The sequence below is a fragment of the Variovorax sp. Sphag1AA genome (assembly GCF_014192575.1).
Classification (GTDB): Bacteria; Pseudomonadota; Gammaproteobacteria; order Burkholderiales; family Burkholderiaceae_C; genus Variovorax.
Genome location: NZ_JACHYC010000001.1, coordinates 563,812 through 582,120, shown reverse-complemented (window position 1 = coordinate 582,120; position 18,309 = coordinate 563,812). Strand labels below are relative to the sequence as shown.

The following is an 18,309-nucleotide window of genomic DNA, read 5'->3' as shown; positions in this document are numbered from 1 at the left end:
AAATATTCCGCAGATGGGTTGGAGAGCGATTTATTCAACCGGTTCGCTGACGCACTGCAGCGGGTGTCCGGCCTGGTGGGCTGCTTCCATCACCTGATTCACTTTGGTCGCTGCCATGTCGCGGGAGTAAACACCGCAAACGCCGCGCCCATCGAGGTGGATCTTGAGCATGATCTGCGTGGCTGTTTCCCGGTCTTTGTTGAAGAACTGCTGAATCACGACGATGACGAACTCCATCGGCGTGTAGTCATCGTTGAGCATCACCACCTGGTACATCTGGGGTGGTGCGGTCTTCTGCGGCCGCCGTTCAAGAACGACCGAGTCGCCATCGTCGCCGGCCGGCTTCGTAGCCGGTGGCGTCTTGGGGGTCGGGGGAATTCTGGTAGCCATGAAAATCATTTTATAGAGCAGCCGCGCGTTGCACTTGCGGCAGGGGGACAAGTGGTGGCGGCTTTGTGACATTCAAGGCGGATCGGGGTGCAACCGGACGTGGACTCATGCAAACGCCATGCCTTCCAGCAACGATGGCCCCGCTTGTATATCGGTCGATCGCGGCGAAAAAAAAGCCCTGGCGACTTGCAGCGCCGGGGCTTCGTGTTTGCGATCCGGAAACTGTCCGGACGCCGCTTACATGTTCTCGATCATCACCTGACCAAATCCGGAACAGCTGACTTGGGTTGCGCCTTCCATCAGCCGCGCGAAGTCGTAGGTGACCCTCTTGCTCACGATCGACTTCTCCATGGAACTGATGATGAGATCGGCGGCCTCCTTCCAACCCATGTGGCGCAGCATCATTTCGGCGGAGAGGATTTCGGAGCCCGGGTTCACATAGTCCTTGCCAGCGTACTTGGGCGCCGTGCCGTGGGTCGCCTCGAACATGGCGACGGTGTCGCTCAGGTTTGCGCCGGGGGCGATTCCGATGCCACCGACCTGCGCCGCCAGCGCGTCGGAAATGTAGTCGCCGTTCAGATTCAGCGTGGCAATGACGCTGTATTCGGCCGGTCGCAGCAAAATCTGTTGCAAGAATGCATCAGCAATCGAATCTTTGACGGTAATTTCTTTGCCGCTTTTCGGGCTCTTGAATTTCATCCATGGACCGCCATCGATGAGTTCGGCGCCAAACTCCTTCGCCGCCAGACCGTACCCCCAGTCACGGAACGAACCCTCCGTGAACTTCATGATGTTGCCCTTGTGGACGAGCGTCACGCTGGATTTGTCGTTGTCGATCGCGTACTGGATGGCCTTCCGCACAAGACGTTCGGTGCCCTCCCGCGACACCGGCTTGACGCCGATCCCAGAGGTGTTCGGGAAGCGGATCTTCTTGACGCCGAATTCGTCCTGGAGGAACTTGATGAGCCGCTTCGCCTTGTCGCTCTCGGCTTCGAATTCGATGCCGGCGTAGATGTCCTCAGAGTTCTCCCGGAAGATCACCATATTGGTCTTCTGCGGCTCTTTCACCGGGCTCGGTACACCCTCGAAATACTGGATCGGCCGCAGGCAGACGTACAGATCGAGCTCCTGCCGCAATGCAACGTTGAGCGAGCGGATGCCGCCGCCCACCGGCGTCGTCAGCGGCCCTTTGATCGAGACCACGTATTCGCGCACCACCTGCAGCGTCTCGTCAGGCAGCCAGACGTCGGGGCCGTAGACCTTGGTCGCCTTTTCGCCGGCGTAGACCTCCATCCATTGGATCTTCCGCTTGCCGCCATAGGCCTTGGCCACGGCCGCGTCGACCACCTTGAGCATCACGGGCGTAATGTCCAAACCCGTTCCGTCCCCTTCGATGAACGGAATGATCGGTTGATCAGGCACATTCAGAGAGTTGTCGGCATTCACCGAGATCTTTTGGCCTTCGGCCGGGACTTTGATGTGCTGATAGCTGGACATGTATGTGGACGCCGGCTCCGGATGAAATGAAGACTGGAAGACACTACGTTTCCAATCGCCTGAATACCCTTAGAATTTTAGACGCAACCGGAGGAGCCTGAGGATCTGTCAACCACAGCCGTATTGGCTCCGTTGTTGACAGACCTTCTGCTGGCCGGGAGGCGTTTTCAACCATTTCCAATGAGGAATCCGTAATGAGCAAAGTTCTCGCAGCAACGATGGCCGGCCTGATCGCAGCCGGTGCCGGTCTGTTCTCGGTTGGTGCATTCGCACAAGGTGGCTCCACCACTCAGGAAGCAGCTCCCCCGACCAACACCCGTCCGCAGCAACGCGCCACGGAACGCCGTGCCGACAAGCCCCAAGGCGAAGTTCGTCCGCAAGGCGGCGACACGCCCAAGACGGCCGAAGGCAGTGGCGGTCTGACGCAGAACAAGGCCACGGCAGCTGGCCAAGCTCGCGCCGACACCCGCAGCGATCGCCGCCGCGACCGCAAGGGCAATGTCCGCAAGATGAACCCGCAAGGCGGCACGCCTCAGTAAGTCGGGGCTCGTCCCCAATGAAAAAGCGTTCCCTTGGGAACGCTTTTTTTCGTCCAACGCTTCAACTTGACCGTCAGCCAGCCGACAGCAATTTCGGCCCAATTAGAGGTAAGCTCGCGGAAATTGGCGATGCCCGCGAACGCGGGCATTGTTGTTTCTGTCCCGGTTTGAAAGTCGTTCCATGTTTCAGCGCTTATTCGCCCTTCTCCTGTTGTCCACATCTTTGAGTTTTGCGCACGCCCAAGAGCCGCAAACCAATCTCCCTCACGTTCGGATAACCGCCGGGATGTATCAAATCGATGCCCAGGTTGCCAAAACGCCCGACCAGCGCCAGACCGGCTTGATGTTCCGCAAGGAGATGCCGCAGTCCGAAGGGATGATCTTTGTCTTCGAGCAGCCTGCGACGCAGTGCTTCTGGATGAAGAACACCCTGATCCCCCTTACCGCAGCTTTCGTGGCGGACGACGGGCGCATCGTGAACCTGGCGGACATGAAGCCGTTGACGGAGGATTCGCACTGTTCCAAGGAACCGGTGCGTTTCGTCCTCGAGATGAATCAGGGTTGGTTCGAGCGCAAGAACATCAAGGCCGGCACCAAGCTCGGCGGCGAGCTGTTCGGGCAGAGCCGCTGACTCTTGCGCCTTGAGGCCAACAAAAAAGCCGACCCAAAGTCGGCTTTTTTTGTTTCCGGAGGACGAGATCAGCCGAAGTTCTTCTCGACAAAGCTCCAGTTGACGAGCTTGGCAAGGAAGGTCTCGACGAACTTCTGACGCAGGTTACGGTAGTCGATGTAGTAGGCATGCTCCCAGACGTCGACGGTCAGCAACGCCTTGTCAGCGGTCGTGAGCGGCGTGCCGGCAGCGCCGGTGTTCACGATGTCCACGGAACCGTCCGCCTTCTTCACCAGCCAGGTCCAGCCAGAACCGAAGTTGCCGACGGCCGACTTGACGAAGGCTTCCTTGAATGCCGCGTAGCTGCCCCACTTGGCGTCGATCGCCTTGGCGAGCGCACCGCTCGGGTCGCCGCCGCCCGCGGGCTTCATGCAGTTCCAGAAGAAGGTGTGGTTCCAGATCTGGGCCGCGTTGTTGTAGATGCCGCCGCTGGACTTCTTGACGATGTCCTCGAGCGTCATGTTCTCGAACTCCGTGCCCTTTTGCAGGTTGTTCAGATTCACAACGTAGGCGTTGTGATGCTTCCCATAGTGGTACTCGAGAGTCTCCTTGGAGTACTCGGGCGCCAGTGCGTCCATCGCGTATGGCAGGGGAGGAAGAACGTGTTCCATTTTTTGCTCTCTCGGGTTGGTTGTGGGATGGTTGATTCTAGAAAGGAATTCACACCCCTGACGTCGGACGCGTTCCCTTGGCCTCAGTTTGCAGGACCTTCAGATCGGCACGGCCGTCGGAAAGATGTGCCTGCACTTCGGCTCCGACAGAGAGTCGATCGACGCTGGTGACCGCATGCCCCTGCGCGTCTGTGATGAATGCGTAGCCTCTCTGCAGCACGAGTTCCGGGTCGAGCAGCTTCAATCGCAGCGACGCACGGTCGAGCACCTCCCGGTGGCGCTCGAATGCCTGCCGAAGCCGCACCGGCAACCCGGCCTGCAGGACCTGCTGCACATGAGCGAGCCGCGCCGTCTTCGCTTGCAGCGCGAAGTGCATGCGCTGCGCGTGATGCGAGAGACGCAAACGCTGGCGACCCACCAGTTCCGAGGGACGGCCAAGCCGCCCCGCAGCAATATCCAGTCGCTGGCTCGACGCGTCCACCCGCGCGAGAACCGCGTCGCGCAAACGCTCTTCGATCAGCTCGAGCGCACCGAGCCAAAGGTCGCGCGGCGCGGCGACCAGTTCCGCGGCGGCGGTCGGCGTCGGCGCTCGAACATCCGCGCAGAAATCGGCGATCGTGAAGTCGGTCTCATGGCCGATACCGCAAACGAGCGGCACCGGGCTCCGGACGATCGTCCGCGCCAGCGCCTCATCGTTGAAGGCCCAGAGATCCTCGATCGACCCGCCGCCACGCACCAACAGGATGACATCGACCTGCGGCTCCATCGCATAGAGCGCTTCGAGCGAACGCACGAGCTCCGCAGGTGCGCTTGCCCCCTGCACCGCCGCCGGCGCAAGCACCACTGGGATGTGCGGGACCCGACGCCGCAGCGCCGTGACCACGTCGTGAAGTGCAGCGGCTCCGAGCGAGGTAACGAGCCCGATCGATCGCGGCATCGCCGGCAGAGGACGCTTTCGCGCCGCGTCGAAGAGTCCCTCTGCTTCGAGCTTGGCCTTGCGCTGGAGGAATTGCTCGAACAAGGCTCCCTGCCCGGCCCGACGCAGGCTCTCCACGATCAGCTGGAGATCGCCGCGTGGCTCGTAAAGCCCGAGCCGACCGCGCACTTCGACCTGGTCGCCATCGCGTGGCATGAAGTCCAGCAGTCCGGCCGCGCGACGAAACATCGCGCAGCGCAGTTGCCCGTTCTGATCCTTCAGCGAGAAATAGCAGTGGCCGCTCGACGCTCTAGAAAAGCCCGATATCTCGCCCCTGACAGCGACCGGATTGAAGCGCGCTTCGAGCGCATCCGCGACAGCACGGCACAGTGCGCCCACGGCCCAGACGCGCGCGCCGCCCGCAGGTGTTTGCTCACGTTCATTCATGCCACAGGGCTGTGACAAGGTGCGAATCTTCCACAAGTGCCAGCGGAGTACCCTGGCGGGGCGCCTCATACGCATCACAGGCACATGTTCTGGTGCAAGCCATTGATTTCATTGGAAAAAGTGCTGCTCAAATATCGCTCGATCCAGTGAAGCGCCCATCTGGCGCGGCTCTGGCCAAGTTGCTCTGCGTGTTAATCACAAAGTTATCCACAGTTTCTGTGCGTCAATCCCTACAAGCGAAGGACACCGAAACATGTGCCGGCTCGGTAGATAATCGCCGCGCATTTGCAGTCGATGGGCCGGAGGAATATTTGTTTTCCATCATAGTTGCTGCGGGCTGGCCGATCTGGCCGCTGCTCGCTTGTTCGGTTATTGGTCTCGCACTCGTCATCGAGCGCTTCGCCAGCCTGAAAACCTCGAAAGTCTTGCCACCCAAATTGCTCGACGAGGCCATCGCCGTCTCTCGCAATTCCGTCCCGGGACCGGATGTCGTGACGAAGCTGGAGCGGAACTCCAGCCTCGGCGAAGTCCTCGCCGCAGGCTTTCGGGCTCTGAACTCCAACCCGGCGTCCAGCGAGGACGACCTGCGCGTCTCGATGGAAGCCGCCGGCCGCGTGGTGGCACATCGCCTGGAGCGCTACTTGCCCGCACTTGCGACGATCGCGTCCGCCGCGCCGCTGCTGGGCCTGCTCGGCACCGTGATCGGCATGATCGAGATCTTCGGCTCGCAATCACCTTCCAGTGGCGCAGTCGGCTCCGGAAACCCCGCCCAGCTCGCGCATGGCATTTCGATCGCGCTCTACAACACGGCTTTCGGGCTGATCATCGCGATCCCGACACTCATCTTCTGGCGCTATTTCCGCAGCCGGGTCGATGAGTACCTGCTGAACCTCGAGCTCGCGGGCGAGCGCTTCGCACGTCACCTGAACACGCTCCGCCGATGAGGATGCACTTCCGCCACGGCTCGCGGGACGAGCCCGAGATCAACCTGATCCCGTTCATCGACGTCCTGCTCGTCGTGCTGATCTTTCTCATGCTGTCGACCACCTACAGCAAGTTCACGGAAATGCAGCTTCGTCTGCCCGTGGCAGATGCCGAGGCACAACGCGACTACCCCAAGGAAGTGATCGTCTCCGTGTCGGCCGACGGGCGCTACACGATCAACAAGACGCCTTTGTCCGATCGCAGCGTCGAGGCTGTCACGGCGGCCCTGAGCGCAGCAGCCAGCGGAGCAAAGGACAACGTGGTCATCATCAGCGCCGACGCGAGCGCGGCACACCAATCCGTGATCACTGTCATGGAAGCCGCACGGCGCGCGGGGCTCATGCAGATCACTTTCGCCACGCAATCGGCCGCCCAGGCGGGACGATAGCCTTGGCTTCGTTGCAGCATGCCTGGCTGCGACGCGGCACGCTGGCGTGGCTGCTGTGGCCGGTGTCCCTGCTCTATAGCGGGCTGACCGCCGTCCGGCGCGCTCTTTTCCGGCTCGGCATCCTCAAAACCGAACGCCTCGACGTACCGGTGGTCGTCGTCGGCAACGTCGTTGCCGGCGGTTCCGGGAAGACGCCGGTCGTCATGGCGATCGTTCGCCACCTTCAATCGCAGGGTATCCGGGTGGGTGTCGTGTCGCGGGGCTATGGCCGATCGTCCACGGGCTGCCGCGAAGTGCTGGACGACAGCGCGCCCAGCGATACCGGCGATGAGCCGCTGCTGATACGGCGCTCGACTGGCGCCCCCGTATTCGTCGCCGAGCGTCGTGTCGAGGCCGCGCGAGCTCTTCGTGCCGGCTATCCCGATACCCAGGTCATCGTCAGCGATGACGGCATGCAGCATCTTGCAATGGCGCGGGATGTCGAGATCTGTGTCTTCGACGACCGCGGCATCAGCAATGGCTGGCTGCTTCCGGCGGGTCCGTTGCGCGAGAAATGGCCCCGCCCTTGCGATCTGGTACTGCACACCGGCAGCCGCCCGGCCTTTGCGGGGTTTACTGCCACACGGTCGCTTGCCGACTACGCACTGGGGCGTGACGGCACCCGGACGCCGCTGGCCAAACTCGCCGATCGAAAGCTCGTTGCCGTCGCGGCCATCGCAAAGCCCGAGGCTTTCTTCGAAATGCTGCGACAGCGCGGCTTGCGCCTTGAACGCTGCATGGCGCTTCCGGACCATCACGATTTCGAGGACTGGACGCGCGCTGCAGCGTATGGCGAGACGCTGCTCTGCACCGAAAAGGACGCCGTGAAACTCTGGCACAAGGCGCCGGATGCGCTGGCTGTGCCGCTGCTTTTCGAGCCCGAGGCCGCCTTCTTTTCAGCGCTCGATGCACGGCTATCATCGACCGATGGATACCAAGCTGCTTGAACTCCTCGTCTGCCCTGTCACCAAGGGCCCGCTTACCTGGAATCCCGACAAGCAGGAACTCGTCTCGCGCAGCGCGCGTCTTGCCTACCCCGTGCGAGACGGCATCCCGGTGCTGCTCGAAAACGAAGCACGCCCACTGACCGACGAAGAACTGGGTCTCTGATCTTGAGCACGAAATTCGTCGTCCTGATCCCGGCGCGGCTCGCGTCGACCCGCCTTCCGGACAAGCCGCTGGCAGACATCGCCGGCGTGCCGATGGTGGTGCGCGTGGCACAGCGTGCGCGGGAATCGACCGCCGAACGCGTCGTGGTGGCGGGCGACGACGCCCGCATCATCGACGCATGCAAGGCCCACGGCGTCGAGGCGCTCCTCACCCGCAAGGACCACGCAAGCGGCAGTGATCGCCTGTCGGAAGCCTGCGCCCAGCTTGGCCTTGCGGACGACGCCATCGTGGTTAACGTCCAGGGCGATGAACCGCTGATCGACCCCTCGCTCATCGACGCCGTTGCGCAAACGCTCTCTGAGCACCCTGGTGCAGCCATGAGCACTGCCGCGCATGCGATCGACTCGCCGCAGGAGTTCACCAACCCCAACGTGGTCAAGACCGTGCTGGATGCAAACGGCTATGCGCTCTACTTCAGCCGCGCCCCGATCCCATGGTGGCGCGACGGATTTGCGGATGGCGGACCGAACAAACTGCCGCTTTCGCCGCCGGCCTTGCGGCATATCGGCATCTACGGTTATCGGGCCGGCTTCGTCCGGCAGTTTCCCAGCCTTCCTCCCGCACCGGTGGAAAGCACCGAGGCGCTCGAACAGTTGCGAGCCCTCTGGCACGGCCACCGCATCGCTGTGCACGTCAGCGAGCATGCACCCGGCCCAGGCATCGATACGCCGGAAGATCTCGCCCGCGTCCGGGCCCTGTTCGGGGCAGGTTAGCCGCCGGTCCCAATGGGGGCCCATGCTATCCTCGACGGAACTCCGCCATTGACGCCACTCGTGATCAGCACGGCGCGACAGAAATCCAAAAAACCTTCGAGGACACCATGAGACTGATATTGTTGGGCGCACCCGGGGCGGGCAAAGGCACACAGGCGGCCTTCATTTGCCAGAAGTACGGCATCCCCCAGATTTCCACTGGCGACATGCTCCGAGCAGCAGTCAAGGCCGGTACGCCGCTCGGCAAGCAGGCCGAAGCCGTGATGGCTTCCGGCGCTTTGGTTAGCGATGACCTGATCATCAACCTCGTCAAGGAACGCATCGCGCAGCCGGATTGCGCGCAGGGCTTCCTGTTCGACGGCTTCCCCCGGACCATCCCGCAAGCCGAAGCGATGCGGGCGGCCGGCGTCAAGCTCGACTACGTCCTCGAGATCGACGTTCCCTTCTCCGACATCATCGAACGCATGAGCGGCCGTCGCTCGCATCCGGCGTCGGGGCGCACCTATCACGTGAAGTTCAACCCGCCGAAGGTCGCCGGCAAGGACGACGTGACCGGCGAAGACCTGATCCAGCGCGAAGACGACAAGGAAGAAACCGTCCGCAAGCGTCTCGACGTCTATAGCCAGCAGACCCGTCCGCTGGTCGACTACTACTCGCAGTGGGCAAAGGTCGAGCCGGCTGCGGCCCCGAAGTACCGCTCCATCAGCGGCGTCGGCACCGTCGACGAAATCACGCAGCGCGCACTCTCCGCACTGGCGAGCTGATCAGGCCGGGCTGGAACGCAGCCCGTAGACCTTCCCATCGACGAACAGGTATTCGACACGGATCACCGCGTCCTTGTCGTCTTTCTGGCCGAAGCCGACCGCGGCCACCTGGGTTCCGGGCTTGATCTCCTGGATCTTCCATGCCTCCATTCGCGTGAGCGGCGCCAATTCGAGCTCCCACTGGCGCACGCTGCGACTCGGCAGCGTCGCTTTCGCCAGGAGCGCCGCGCCGTCGACGGGGGCGCTCTGCGCCGGCAAGGCGCGCTTCGGCAAGTCCGCCGGCACCTTGAGATCCGTCGGCACATCGATCATGAGCTCGACATGCGGGTTCTGCCATTTCACGCTCACGACCTTGCCTTCGAGGTAAAGCGGGTGATCCTGATCGAAGCTGCCCCAGCCGTGATGCGCCCAGGCAGTTGACATCGTCGCGGGGACCGATGCGGCGGCGAGAACGAGGCTTCGGCGTTTCATGGAGGTCCTTTTGCTCAATAGGCGATCCAACGGCCGCAAAACACCACGGCCAGCCAGATCGCAGTGGACGACAACATCTGTACCCGCGCCATCGAGTCGAGTTTGCCTAGCGAGCCACGAGCATGGAACCAGACGGCATTGCAACCGGCGACTACGAGGAGCACCATTTTGACGAGGAAGGCCCGGTTCGCGAGCAGCTCGGACGGCTGCGTCGCGAACATCAGCGAGCCACTGGCCGCCGCGATTGCAAAACCGCTCAGTGCAATGGTCAGTGACAGCCGTGCTAGGGCATACACGGGAACGATTGCCGCCCGTCCGAACACGCGCATCTCCAGTGCCACGAGGTTGCCGAGCAACAGCGCGATTCCAACGATGTGTACGACTTCCAACATCGGATAGGCCCAGCTTGTCGTGCGCAGCGCATCGAGCATCGCCTGGCTCCCGTTGACAAAAGACTATGCGCCTGCGGAGAGAAGCTCCAGCGCCAACGCGATGCGCGCTTTGACTGGCGTCAGCGAGCCCGGGTCGCGCAACGCATCGTTCGGTTTCCCAAGGATGCGCCCCTGCGTGCAACGAGTCGCACGCACCACTGCAATTCCTTCGGCTTGCGCGCGCAGTGCGGCAGCCTCGAGTTCGTGGTGGAGCGTGCCATTGCCCGTTGCAGCAAGCACAAGGCCCTGAACGGCGTCCACGGCACCTCGCTTACGTTCGACGACCAGGGCATCGACGATCGCGCCCCGCGCACCGGCGTGGCTCACCAGGATCTCGACGCGCGGCCATGACGTTGCGCTGACGACGCGATCGAATAAGGGTGCTGCCGCCTGCGGCCCCGGCCAGTTGCGCAGCACCCGGACGCTCCCCTCTTCCACGTAGGCCAACGGGCCGCCATCCCCGGAGCCGAAGGCATCGAGGCGATAGGTGTGCGTCTTCTGCACGTCGAACGCGCTATGCACCGTGCCGGCACAGACCGCGACAACGCCTTGCGCGCCCGGTGTCCCCGCGACCGCGATGGCATCGCGCACGTTCTGAGGCCCGTCGGGCGCCAAGGCAGTCGCAGGACGCATCGCGCACGTCAGCACCACCGGCTTGGAAGGCGCCAGTACCGCTTGGAGAAAGTACGCGGTCTCCTCCAGCGTATCGGTCCCGTGGGTGATGACGATGCCCGCCACATCGGCTTTTGCGAGCCAATGGGCGCAGCGCTGCGCCAGCTTCTGCCAGATTTCGAAGCTCATGTCCTTGCTGTCGATCTGTGAGACCTGTTCCGCGATCAGCGTTGTGCCTTCCGGCGCATCGATGCCGCCAAGCAGATCCGCAACGCCCACTTGTCCGGCGGTGTAGCCGATGTTGTCGCCGGAATGGCTGGCCCGTCCTGCGATCGTGCCGCCGGTACCCAGAACGACGACACGCCGAGTGCCGCCTTGAATGATTTCACGCATTGCTTGCCAACCCCAGTAAAACTGGTTAAAAATACAGGTACTGGATATGTAGCCAGTCCTCTTCAGGAGCCACCATGCAGTTCGCCGTCAAGCTTACCGCCCGTCAGCAGCAGATTCTGGACTTGATTCAAAGCGCTATCGCCCGCACCGGCGCTCCGCCGACACGCGCGGAGATCGCGGCCGAGCTGGGCTTCAAGTCCGCCAATGCTGCAGAAGAGCATCTGCAGGCGCTGGCCCGCAAGGGGGTCATCGAACTGGTGAGCGGCACTTCGCGCGGCATCCGCCTCAAGGGCGACGCCCTGCGTGCGCTCAACGAGTCGCGGAACAACCAGTATTCGCTGTCCCTCCCCGGCATGGCACAACTCGCCCTCCCGCTCATCGGCCGGGTCGCCGCCGGCTCGCCCATCCTGGCGCAAGAGCACACCGACCAGACCTACTACGTCGAGAACACGCTGTTTCAGCGCCAGCCCGACTACCTACTCAAGGTGCGTGGTATGTCCATGCGCGACGCCGGAATCATGGACGGCGATCTTCTCGCGGTGCAGGCCACCAAGGAAGCCCGCAACGGCCAGATCGTGGTTGCCCGCCTGGGCGACGAAGTCACCGTCAAGCGTCTCAAGCGCAACAAGCAGGTCATCGAGCTGCACGCCGAAAACCCCGACTACCCGACGATCGTTGTCCAGCCCGGCGAACCCTTCGAGATCGAAGGCCTCGCAGTCGGGCTGATCCGCAACACGATGTTGATGTAGCCCTCATCACCAGCCGCGACAGGTGGCGGGCGTATGGCGTTAGCCATCACCCTGTCGAGGCAATGAAAGCAATCCTGCCTGTGTTCAATCTCTACCTTCTGGAGTTCACATGGGAATCGCTCTTCTCAGCATCGTCGACCTGTTCACGCCCCTTCAATCGCTGGCTGATCGCTGGATGCCGGCACGTCGCTCGCGTCACGTCAATTCGTCGGGACTGCGCTATGTCGGTGTTCGCCCAAGCTGCGCATCGCGGCAAGGTCCTGCGGGCGGGGATGCATCCGCCAGCGCACGTCCGCTGCGTGTCGTTCGCATGGTCGATGCTCAGCAGCCCAACCGTCACCCAGGCCGTGTGGTCATCTCCGGTCGCATGGCGGATGTGTGCGCGGAGCTCGATCGCCTGGCTGCGCTCGAAGCCGCGGACGCGGTCGGGCGTTGCGCTCGCATGCACTGAAACCCCGCTCCGGCGTTGTGTTCGACGCGCGACGCCGGGCAATGCGCCGACACAGCCGGCGCGTCGTGCAAGGCACAATGCACGGCATGAACATTGTGATCCTCGACGACTATCAGGACGCGGTACGCAAGCTGCAGTGCGCGTCCAAGCTCGACGCCTATGCGGCCAAGGTCTACACGAACACCGTCAAGGGTATCGGTCAGCTCTCGGTTCGACTCAAGGATGCCGAGGTGATCGTGCTGATCCGGGAACGCACCCACATCTCGCGGCAATTGATCGAGAAGCTCCCCAAGCTGAGGCTCATCTCGCAGACCGGCCGCGTGGGCAGCCACATCGATGTGAATGCATGTTCCGAACTCGGCATCGCGGTGGCCGAAGGCACGGGGTCTCCGCAGGCGCCGGCAGAACTCACGTGGGCACTGATCATGGCGGCAATGCGTCGCTTGCCCCAATACATCAGCAACCTGAAGCACGGCGCCTGGCAGCAGTCGGGACTCAAGTCGGCATCCATGCCGGCGAATTTCGGACTCGGCTCGGTGCTCAAGGGCAAGACGCTCTGCGTCTGGGGCTACGGACGCATCGGTCAATTGGTCGCGCGCTACGGGCAGGCGTTCGGCATGCAGGTCGTCATCTGGGGTCGCGAGCAGAGTCTTGCCAAGGCACGGTCCGATGGATTTCAGGTCGCGCCCAATCGTGAAACCTTCTTTGCTGCGGCTGATGTGCTGTCGGTCCATCTCCGCCTCACAGAGGAAACCCGCGCGCTCGTCACGCTCGAGGACCTGTCGCGCATGAAGCCGACCTCGCTCTTCGTGAACACTTCGCGTGCCGAGCTGGTCGAGCAGGACGCGCTCCTTGCAGCGCTCAATCGCGGTCGGCCCGGTCTCGCGGCCATCGATGTCTTCGAAAGCGAACCACCGCTGCAGGGCCATGCCCTCCTCCGCCTGGAGAACTGCATCTGCACGCCGCACATCGGCTATGTCGAGCAGGAGAGCTACGAGATGTACTTCGGCCAAGCGTTCGACAACGTCGTGAGCTTCATCAAGGGCAACCCGACCAATATCGTCAATCCCGGCGCGCTGCAGGTCCGCCGTTGAAGCAGCCTGCACTGCCGGCTGCCTTGTGGGCCCTGCTGGCGGGCAACTTTGTCATCGGCACGGGCGTGATGGTCGTGCCCGGCACACTCAATGAACTGAGTTCATCGCTCCAGATCAGCGCAGCGACGGCGGGCCAACTGATCACGGCAGCCGCCGTGGTGATGTGCGTCGGGGCCCCATTGCTGGCGGCGGTGGTTGCCGGATGGGACCGCCGCGTACTTCTTGCATGCACGATGGTCTGGTACGCGTGCGGCCACCTGCTCGCGACCTTGATGCCTTCCTTCGGCGCCCTGCTGCCGGTTCGCATGCTGACGGTGATCGCCCCGGCGATCTTCACGGCTCAAGCCGCTGCATGCGCAGGCATGCTGGTGCCAGCCGAGCAACGCGGGCGCGCCGTGACTTTCGTCTTTCTTGGCTGGTCCATGGCTTCTGTCCTTGGCTTGCCGCTCGGCGCGCTGATCGGGGGGCACTTCGGCTGGCGCACAGCCTTCGCAGTGATTGCGGTGCTTTCTCTGGTTAGCGCCGCCGGGATCTGGCTGAAGCTGCCGTCCGGCATCCGCCCCGCTGCGTTGTCGCGCGATGCCTGGGGGCGCGTCTTCAAGAGCCCGCTTCTCATGGGCGTGGTCTGCGTGACTGCGCTTCAGGGCTCCGGCCAGTTCGTGCTGTTCAGTTACTTCGCCCCGGTCCTCAAGGAACGTCTTGGCGCCGATGCGACGCAGATTGGGCTCATCTGGGCATGGTTCGGCGCCTGCGGCGTGGTGGGCAACATGCTGGTGAGCCGCTATGTCGATCGCTACGGCGCATCGCGCATGGTCTTGCTGACGACCGCTCTGATCGCGCTGAGCCTGCTCCTCTGGCCTCTGGGGGTCAGCCTGGCGTGGCTGGCAGTGCTGCTCACGCCTTGGGGGTTGGGCTGTTTCGCGACCAACTCGGCACAGCAGGCCCGGCTGGTGTCGCTATCCCCCGCGCTCGCGCCGGGCTCGGTGGCGCTGAACAGTTCCGGGATCTACATCGGTCAGGCCATCGGCGCGGGTGCAGGCGGCTGGCTGCTCGCCAATGGCGCGATCGGCTGGATGAGCTGGGTCGGCTTTGCGACGGTCCTCGCCGCGATCGCACTGAGCGTTTCGGTCGACCGGGCGCACAGACACGCCCCGGCGATCAGCGCTTGATCGACTTCGTCTTCGGCGCGATCTCGGCTTCGGTCGTCGGATCGAAGAGCTCGAAATCGATGACGTGCGGATCGCTCGACGGTGCCGGCGGCTTGGGGGGCTCGATCGGCGTCGGCATGGTTTCATAGGCCGTCTTGTCGAACTCCGCAAGGTCCAGTTCGGGCGGCGGCACAGCTCGCGGTGGCGCCTCGCGCTCCTGGTCGTGCGCCGGCGCGATCGGCGCATCCGGAGCGGGAGCCATCACCGTGTCGTGATGGAGCCTGTCGTCGATCGACCCGTAGATCGAGGGAGGCAGCGTCGGCCCATCGTGCATGACGGGCGGCATCGTGTCCGGCCAGAGCGGCGCAGTCGCCGTCGCTGTATGCGTGTCGTTGAACGGTGGAGGCGTCACCGTCGCAGGCGGCGGCGCGGTGTCGGGCTCAATCACCTCCTTCGCCAGCGCGTAGAGCAGCAGAAGCTCCTGGTACGCCGCGAGATCGAAGGCACCATCCTCATGAACGCCCGGCTTGCGGAAGATCAGCTCTTCGATCAGCGCCAACGTGCTCGGCGCCGGCCATTGCGACTCGATGCGTGCAAGCGCGCTGCGGTAGTGCTCCAGGCCCTTGCCCGCATCGGTGTACTTGTCGAACGGAGGCACATCCGCATTGAAGGCATGTTCGAACTCCTCGGCGAGGTGCGCATAGTCCTCGCGACGGTCGAGCGAATGGTAGATGCGCAGCAGGTCGAGGTACGCCAACGCGCTCGTCCCTGGATTGGCGGCGATGTGCTCGCGGAGCACGTCGATCGCCTGGTCCTGCTGGCCGAGCGAGAGAAAGAAATCTGACTGCTGCTGCACGTCGAACAGCTCTTCGGTGTTGACCGGCCGGGCCGTTGCGCTTTCGAGCGGGCGCGCAGGAACGCGCGGCGCTTCGGCTTCGACCTCATCGTCGGGTTCCAGAGGCGCGAAGGGCGTAGCGCCGAAGGTCGTCATGCCGAGCGTGCGCTTCCTGGGCGGTTCGTCTTCGGAATCCGCGTCCGCATCCCCTTCGTCCAGCAAGCCGCGGTTGCGCCGCAGGCGCTTCGAACCGCCCTCGGTTTCAGGTTGCAGCACCGATTCGCGCCACCATGCAGCGGCGGCGGTGCGACGATTCGCGCGCCAGAGCAACAGCAAGGCAATCAGCGCGAGCAGCAGCCCGGCAATCAGCGCGTAGACCAGCGGGTTGCGGAACTGGCTTTCGCGCGCCTGCGCGAGTTCGCTGCGCAATTCGAGGAGCGCGCGCTGGTTCTGCGCGGTCTGTTCGCGCAAGGCGGCCAGGGTAGCTTCCAGTTCCTTGTTGCGCTGGTTTTCGCGCTGAGCCTGCTCGGCTGCGGGATTCATCGCAGTCCACAGCGCAGCGGCAGCCGCGCGGCGCGCCGGATCCTCGGCGGGAGGCGGTACGAGTTGGGACGTGGTCTTCAGCCCGCTGTCCTTGGTCGGCTCAGGCTCGAGTGCTTCGACCTGCAGCCGGGGGCCTGTCGCAACGGTTTCGGCCTTCGGCGGCGCGACCGCTGCGGGCCGGGCGGCGGGCACTGCGCGCGGAATGACCGGCGCGGCGCGGCGAGGCGCCGGCGCAACGGGTGCGCTGGCTTGAGGTGCGGATTGAGCGGTGCTTTCGCGTTCGGCCGAAGAGCGGGCCGCAGCGCGGCGTGCTGTCGGGCTTGCCGTTCCGTCAGGGCTCGCGGCACCGCCACCGCCGCCACCTGTCGAGCGAGATGCGGACCGAGCGGTCGATCTTTGCGCCGGCGCGGCATCGGACGAAGGACGCGCACCGGCCAGCGAAACACCCGGCGGTGTGACGTCGGAAGGCACGTCGGCCAGAAGCACATAGCTGCGCGTCGACTTCATGTCGCAGCCCGCACTCACCTTGATGGTGACGACCGGCTCTTCGACCGGCGCGGTCGTACGCACGCGAATATTGGAATTGCCAGGGCTGTTGCCAGACTCGAGGGAGACGGTCACCCGGCGTTCGAGCATGGGCGTGTCGCCCTGCAGCACCTCGGCGCCGAGGCACAAAGACCCACCGGTTTCCGCAGCGTCGAGCGCCAGGGGAATCACCATGTCGATCGGCTTGCCGATCCAGACGGCGCCTTGCGGGCGCCCGATCGTCAAGGCGGGTGATTCGAGGGCGACTCCAAGAAGGAGCAGGCTCGCCGCTAAGCGTGGGAGTTGCAAAATGAGATGCAAAAAGCAATCGAAAGTTGACGCATTCTGACACGGTGGTCAGACCCCCCCATTCACCGAGAGACAATTATCAAATGACCGTGAACTTTTCCAATACCGCCGTGATCGGCGCAGGCGCCATGGGACGAGGCATCGCCCAGATCGCAGCACAGGCCGGAAGCCAGGTCCTGCTGCTGGACACCTTTGAAGGAGCCGCCGAGCGAGGCCGCGACGCGATCCTTGCCCAATGGCGCAAGCTGCAAGAGAAAGGCAAGCTCGACGCAGCGCAACTCGAAGCGTTTTCAGGCCGCGTGCAGATCGCCGGTTCGATGCAGGATCTCGCGAGTTGCGACCTGGTGATCGAGGCGATCGTCGAGGACATCGAGGTCAAGCGGAAGCTGTTTCGCGAGATCGAAGCCGTGGTCTCTCCCTCTGCAACGCTGGTTAGCAACACCTCGTCGCTATCGGTAACCACCATTGCGACGGCGCTGAAGCATCCGGAGCGCATGGCGGGCTTCCACTTTTTCAATCCGGTACCGCTGATGAAGGTGGTCGAAGTGGTGGCGGGCTTCAAGACCGACCCCGAGGTCTGCCGCAAGCTCGCCGGCTATGCCACGCAGATGGGCCACAGCGCGGTGCAAACGAAAGACACCCCCGGGTTCATCGTGAATCACGCCGGGCGCGGCTACGGAACCGAGGCGCTGCGCGTCGCCGGGGAAAGCGTGGCCGACTTCGCCACCATCGATCGCATCCTCAAGGACCAGGCCGGCTTCCGCCTCGGGCCGTTCGAACTGCTCGATCTGACTGCGCTCGATGTGTCGCATCCGGTGATGGAATCCATCTACCGCCAGTACTACGAGGAGCCGCGCTATCGCCCGAGCGTGATCACCGCGCAGCGGCTTGCGGCCGGAGCACTGGGCCGAAAGAGTGGCGAAGGCTTCTACCGTTATCCCGATGGTGCGATGCAGCAGGTGGCCGAACCCGCGGTGCCTTCGGTCGATACGATTCCGCCCGTCTGGGTATCGCCACGCGCGGCACGTCGCCCCGAGTTGCTGAAGCTGGTGCATGCGCTCGGCGCGCAACTCGAAAGCGGCGCAGCGCCCTCGTCCACTGCCCTGATCCTGGTCGCGCCGCTGGGCTTCGACGTCACGACCGTCGCGGCAGTCGACCGCCTCGACGCCACCCGCACGGTCGGCATCGACATGATGGTCGACGACGCCGCCACCAAGCGACGGGTGCTTGCCACCAACCCGGCCACGCGCCGCGACATGCGCGATGCAGCCCACGCGCTGTTCGCGCGTGACGGCAAGGCAGTCAGCGTGATCCGCGATAGCGGCGGGTTCGTCACGCAGCGGGTCGTCGCGACCATCGTCAACATCGCCTGCGACATGTGCCAGCAAGGAGTCTGCACGCCCGCCGATCTCGACCTCGCGGTACGGCTCGGCCTCGGCTATCCGCAAGGACCGCTGGCGATGGGCGATCTCTATGGCCCGACCAACATGCTCGAAATCCTGTTCAACCTCCAGACCGTTTACGGCGATCCGCGCTACCGCCCGAGCCCATGGCTGCGCCGCCGAGGCGCGCTCGGCCTGAGCCTCACCCATCAAGAAGAGTAAGAGACCAAGAGACGAC

The 18,309-nt window shown here is 63.7% G+C and carries 21 protein-coding genes; 13 read left to right on the top strand and 8 right to left on the bottom strand.

Annotation, left to right across the window (positions count from 1 at the left end):
- Positions 1–30 precede the first annotated feature (30 nt).
- Positions 31–390, bottom strand: coding sequence for an ATP-dependent Clp protease adapter ClpS (clpS, locus tag FHW64_RS02885; protein WP_088958998.1), 360 nt, complete (start codon positions 388–390; stop codon positions 31–33).
- Positions 391–627: 237 nt separating this feature from the next.
- Entirely contained in the window at positions 628–1,887 is a 1,260-nt protein-coding gene (gene icd / locus FHW64_RS02880; protein ID WP_184522882.1) for an NADP-dependent isocitrate dehydrogenase, read from the bottom strand.
- A gap of 194 nt (positions 1,888–2,081) precedes the next feature.
- On the opposite strand from icd, the gene FHW64_RS02875 reads away from it, so the two are divergent.
- Both FHW64_RS02875 and FHW64_RS02870 read left to right on the top strand, forming a co-directional pair.
- Positions 2,082–2,426, top strand: a complete 345-nt coding sequence (locus FHW64_RS02875; protein WP_184522880.1) for a cell envelope biogenesis protein TolA — start codon at positions 2,082–2,084, stop codon at positions 2,424–2,426.
- A gap of 181 nt (positions 2,427–2,607) precedes the next feature.
- Positions 2,608–3,057: a DUF192 domain-containing protein gene (locus tag FHW64_RS02870; RefSeq protein ID WP_184522878.1), complete on the top strand. Its 450-nt coding sequence runs from the start codon at positions 2,608–2,610 to the stop codon at positions 3,055–3,057.
- 68 nt (positions 3,058–3,125) lie between these two features.
- Here the strand turns inward: FHW64_RS02870 and FHW64_RS02865 are convergent, their stop codons facing one another.
- Positions 3,126–3,707, bottom strand: coding sequence for a superoxide dismutase (locus FHW64_RS02865; RefSeq protein ID WP_184522876.1), 582 nt, complete (start codon positions 3,705–3,707; stop codon positions 3,126–3,128).
- Positions 3,708–3,756: 49 nt separating this feature from the next.
- Positions 3,757–5,070, bottom strand: a complete 1,314-nt coding sequence (xseA, locus tag FHW64_RS02860) for an exodeoxyribonuclease VII large subunit (RefSeq protein ID WP_184522874.1) — start codon at positions 5,068–5,070, stop codon at positions 3,757–3,759.
- A gap of 311 nt (positions 5,071–5,381) precedes the next feature.
- Here xseA and FHW64_RS02855 point away from each other — a divergent pair, with 311 nt between their 5' ends.
- The 6 genes from FHW64_RS02855 to adk all read left to right on the top strand — a co-directional run bounded on the left by FHW64_RS02855 (position 5,382) and on the right by adk (position 9,128).
- Positions 5,382–6,014, top strand: coding sequence for a MotA/TolQ/ExbB proton channel family protein (locus tag FHW64_RS02855; protein WP_184524213.1), 633 nt, complete (start codon positions 5,382–5,384; stop codon positions 6,012–6,014).
- A 2-nt stretch (positions 6,015–6,016) separates the two neighbouring features.
- Entirely contained in the window at positions 6,017–6,442 is a 426-nt protein-coding gene (locus FHW64_RS02850; protein ID WP_184524211.1) for a biopolymer transporter ExbD, read from the top strand.
- Positions 6,418–7,428: a tetraacyldisaccharide 4'-kinase gene (lpxK, locus tag FHW64_RS02845; RefSeq protein WP_409350599.1), complete on the top strand. Its 1,011-nt coding sequence runs from the start codon at positions 6,418–6,420 to the stop codon at positions 7,426–7,428. Before FHW64_RS02850 ends, lpxK begins: the two co-directional genes overlap by 25 nt.
- The gene (locus tag FHW64_RS02840) at positions 7,409–7,591 is read left to right on the top strand and encodes a Trm112 family protein (protein ID WP_184522872.1); all 183 of its coding nucleotides are present in this window, start codon (positions 7,409–7,411) and stop codon (positions 7,589–7,591) included. Before lpxK ends, FHW64_RS02840 begins: the two co-directional genes overlap by 20 nt.
- On the top strand, positions 7,588–8,364 hold the full coding sequence (gene kdsB / locus FHW64_RS02835) for a 3-deoxy-manno-octulosonate cytidylyltransferase (RefSeq protein ID WP_184524207.1): 777 nt from the start codon (positions 7,588–7,590) through the stop codon (positions 8,362–8,364). Before FHW64_RS02840 ends, kdsB begins: the two co-directional genes overlap by 4 nt.
- A 107-nt stretch (positions 8,365–8,471) precedes the next feature.
- Positions 8,472–9,128 (top strand): adenylate kinase, encoded by a 657-nt coding sequence (gene adk / locus FHW64_RS02830; protein ID WP_184522870.1) that lies wholly within the window; start codon positions 8,472–8,474, stop codon positions 9,126–9,128.
- Here adk and FHW64_RS02825 read toward each other — a convergent pair whose 3' ends face one another.
- Genes FHW64_RS02825 through FHW64_RS02815 form a run of 3 tightly spaced genes read right to left on the bottom strand, consistent with a single transcriptional unit; the run spans position 9,129 to position 11,035 of the window.
- Positions 9,129–9,599, bottom strand: coding sequence for a DUF6152 family protein (locus FHW64_RS02825; protein WP_184522868.1), 471 nt, complete (start codon positions 9,597–9,599; stop codon positions 9,129–9,131).
- Positions 9,600–9,613: 14 nt separating this feature from the next.
- Positions 9,614–10,030, bottom strand: coding sequence for a hypothetical protein (locus FHW64_RS02820; protein ID WP_184522867.1), 417 nt, complete (start codon positions 10,028–10,030; stop codon positions 9,614–9,616).
- Positions 10,031–10,054: 24 nt separating this feature from the next.
- Positions 10,055–11,035 carry an asparaginase gene (locus FHW64_RS02815; protein WP_184522864.1) on the bottom strand — a complete coding sequence of 327 codons (981 nt, stop codon included), beginning with the start codon at positions 11,033–11,035 and terminating at the stop codon, positions 10,055–10,057.
- A 74-nt stretch (positions 11,036–11,109) separates the two neighbouring features.
- On the opposite strand from FHW64_RS02815, the gene lexA reads away from it, so the two are divergent.
- The 4 genes from lexA (at position 11,110) to FHW64_RS02795 (ending at position 14,498) form a co-directional block, all read left to right on the top strand.
- Positions 11,110–11,784, top strand: coding sequence for a transcriptional repressor LexA (gene lexA / locus FHW64_RS02810; protein WP_184522862.1), 675 nt, complete (start codon positions 11,110–11,112; stop codon positions 11,782–11,784).
- 109 nt (positions 11,785–11,893) lie between these two features.
- Entirely contained in the window at positions 11,894–12,235 is a 342-nt protein-coding gene (locus FHW64_RS02805) for a hypothetical protein (protein ID WP_184522860.1), read from the top strand.
- 86 nt (positions 12,236–12,321) lie between these two features.
- Positions 12,322–13,329, top strand: coding sequence for a D-2-hydroxyacid dehydrogenase family protein (locus FHW64_RS02800; protein ID WP_184522858.1), 1,008 nt, complete (start codon positions 12,322–12,324; stop codon positions 13,327–13,329).
- Positions 13,326–14,498 carry an MFS transporter gene (locus FHW64_RS02795; protein WP_184522856.1) on the top strand — a complete coding sequence of 391 codons (1,173 nt, stop codon included), beginning with the start codon at positions 13,326–13,328 and terminating at the stop codon, positions 14,496–14,498. The genes FHW64_RS02800 and FHW64_RS02795 overlap by 4 nt, the downstream gene beginning before the upstream one ends.
- Here FHW64_RS02795 and FHW64_RS02790 read toward each other — a convergent pair.
- Positions 14,488–16,626: a FimV family protein gene (locus FHW64_RS02790; protein ID WP_184522854.1), complete on the bottom strand. Its 2,139-nt coding sequence runs from the start codon at positions 16,624–16,626 to the stop codon at positions 14,488–14,490. The two genes, FHW64_RS02795 and FHW64_RS02790, sit on opposite strands and share 11 nt — an antisense overlap.
- Before the next feature lie 146 nt (positions 16,627–16,772).
- Here FHW64_RS02790 and FHW64_RS02785 point away from each other — a divergent pair, with 146 nt between their 5' ends.
- On the top strand, positions 16,773–18,293 hold the full coding sequence (locus tag FHW64_RS02785) for a 3-hydroxyacyl-CoA dehydrogenase (protein ID WP_184522852.1): 1,521 nt from the start codon (positions 16,773–16,775) through the stop codon (positions 18,291–18,293).
- The last annotated feature ends 16 nt before the right edge of the window (positions 18,294–18,309 follow it).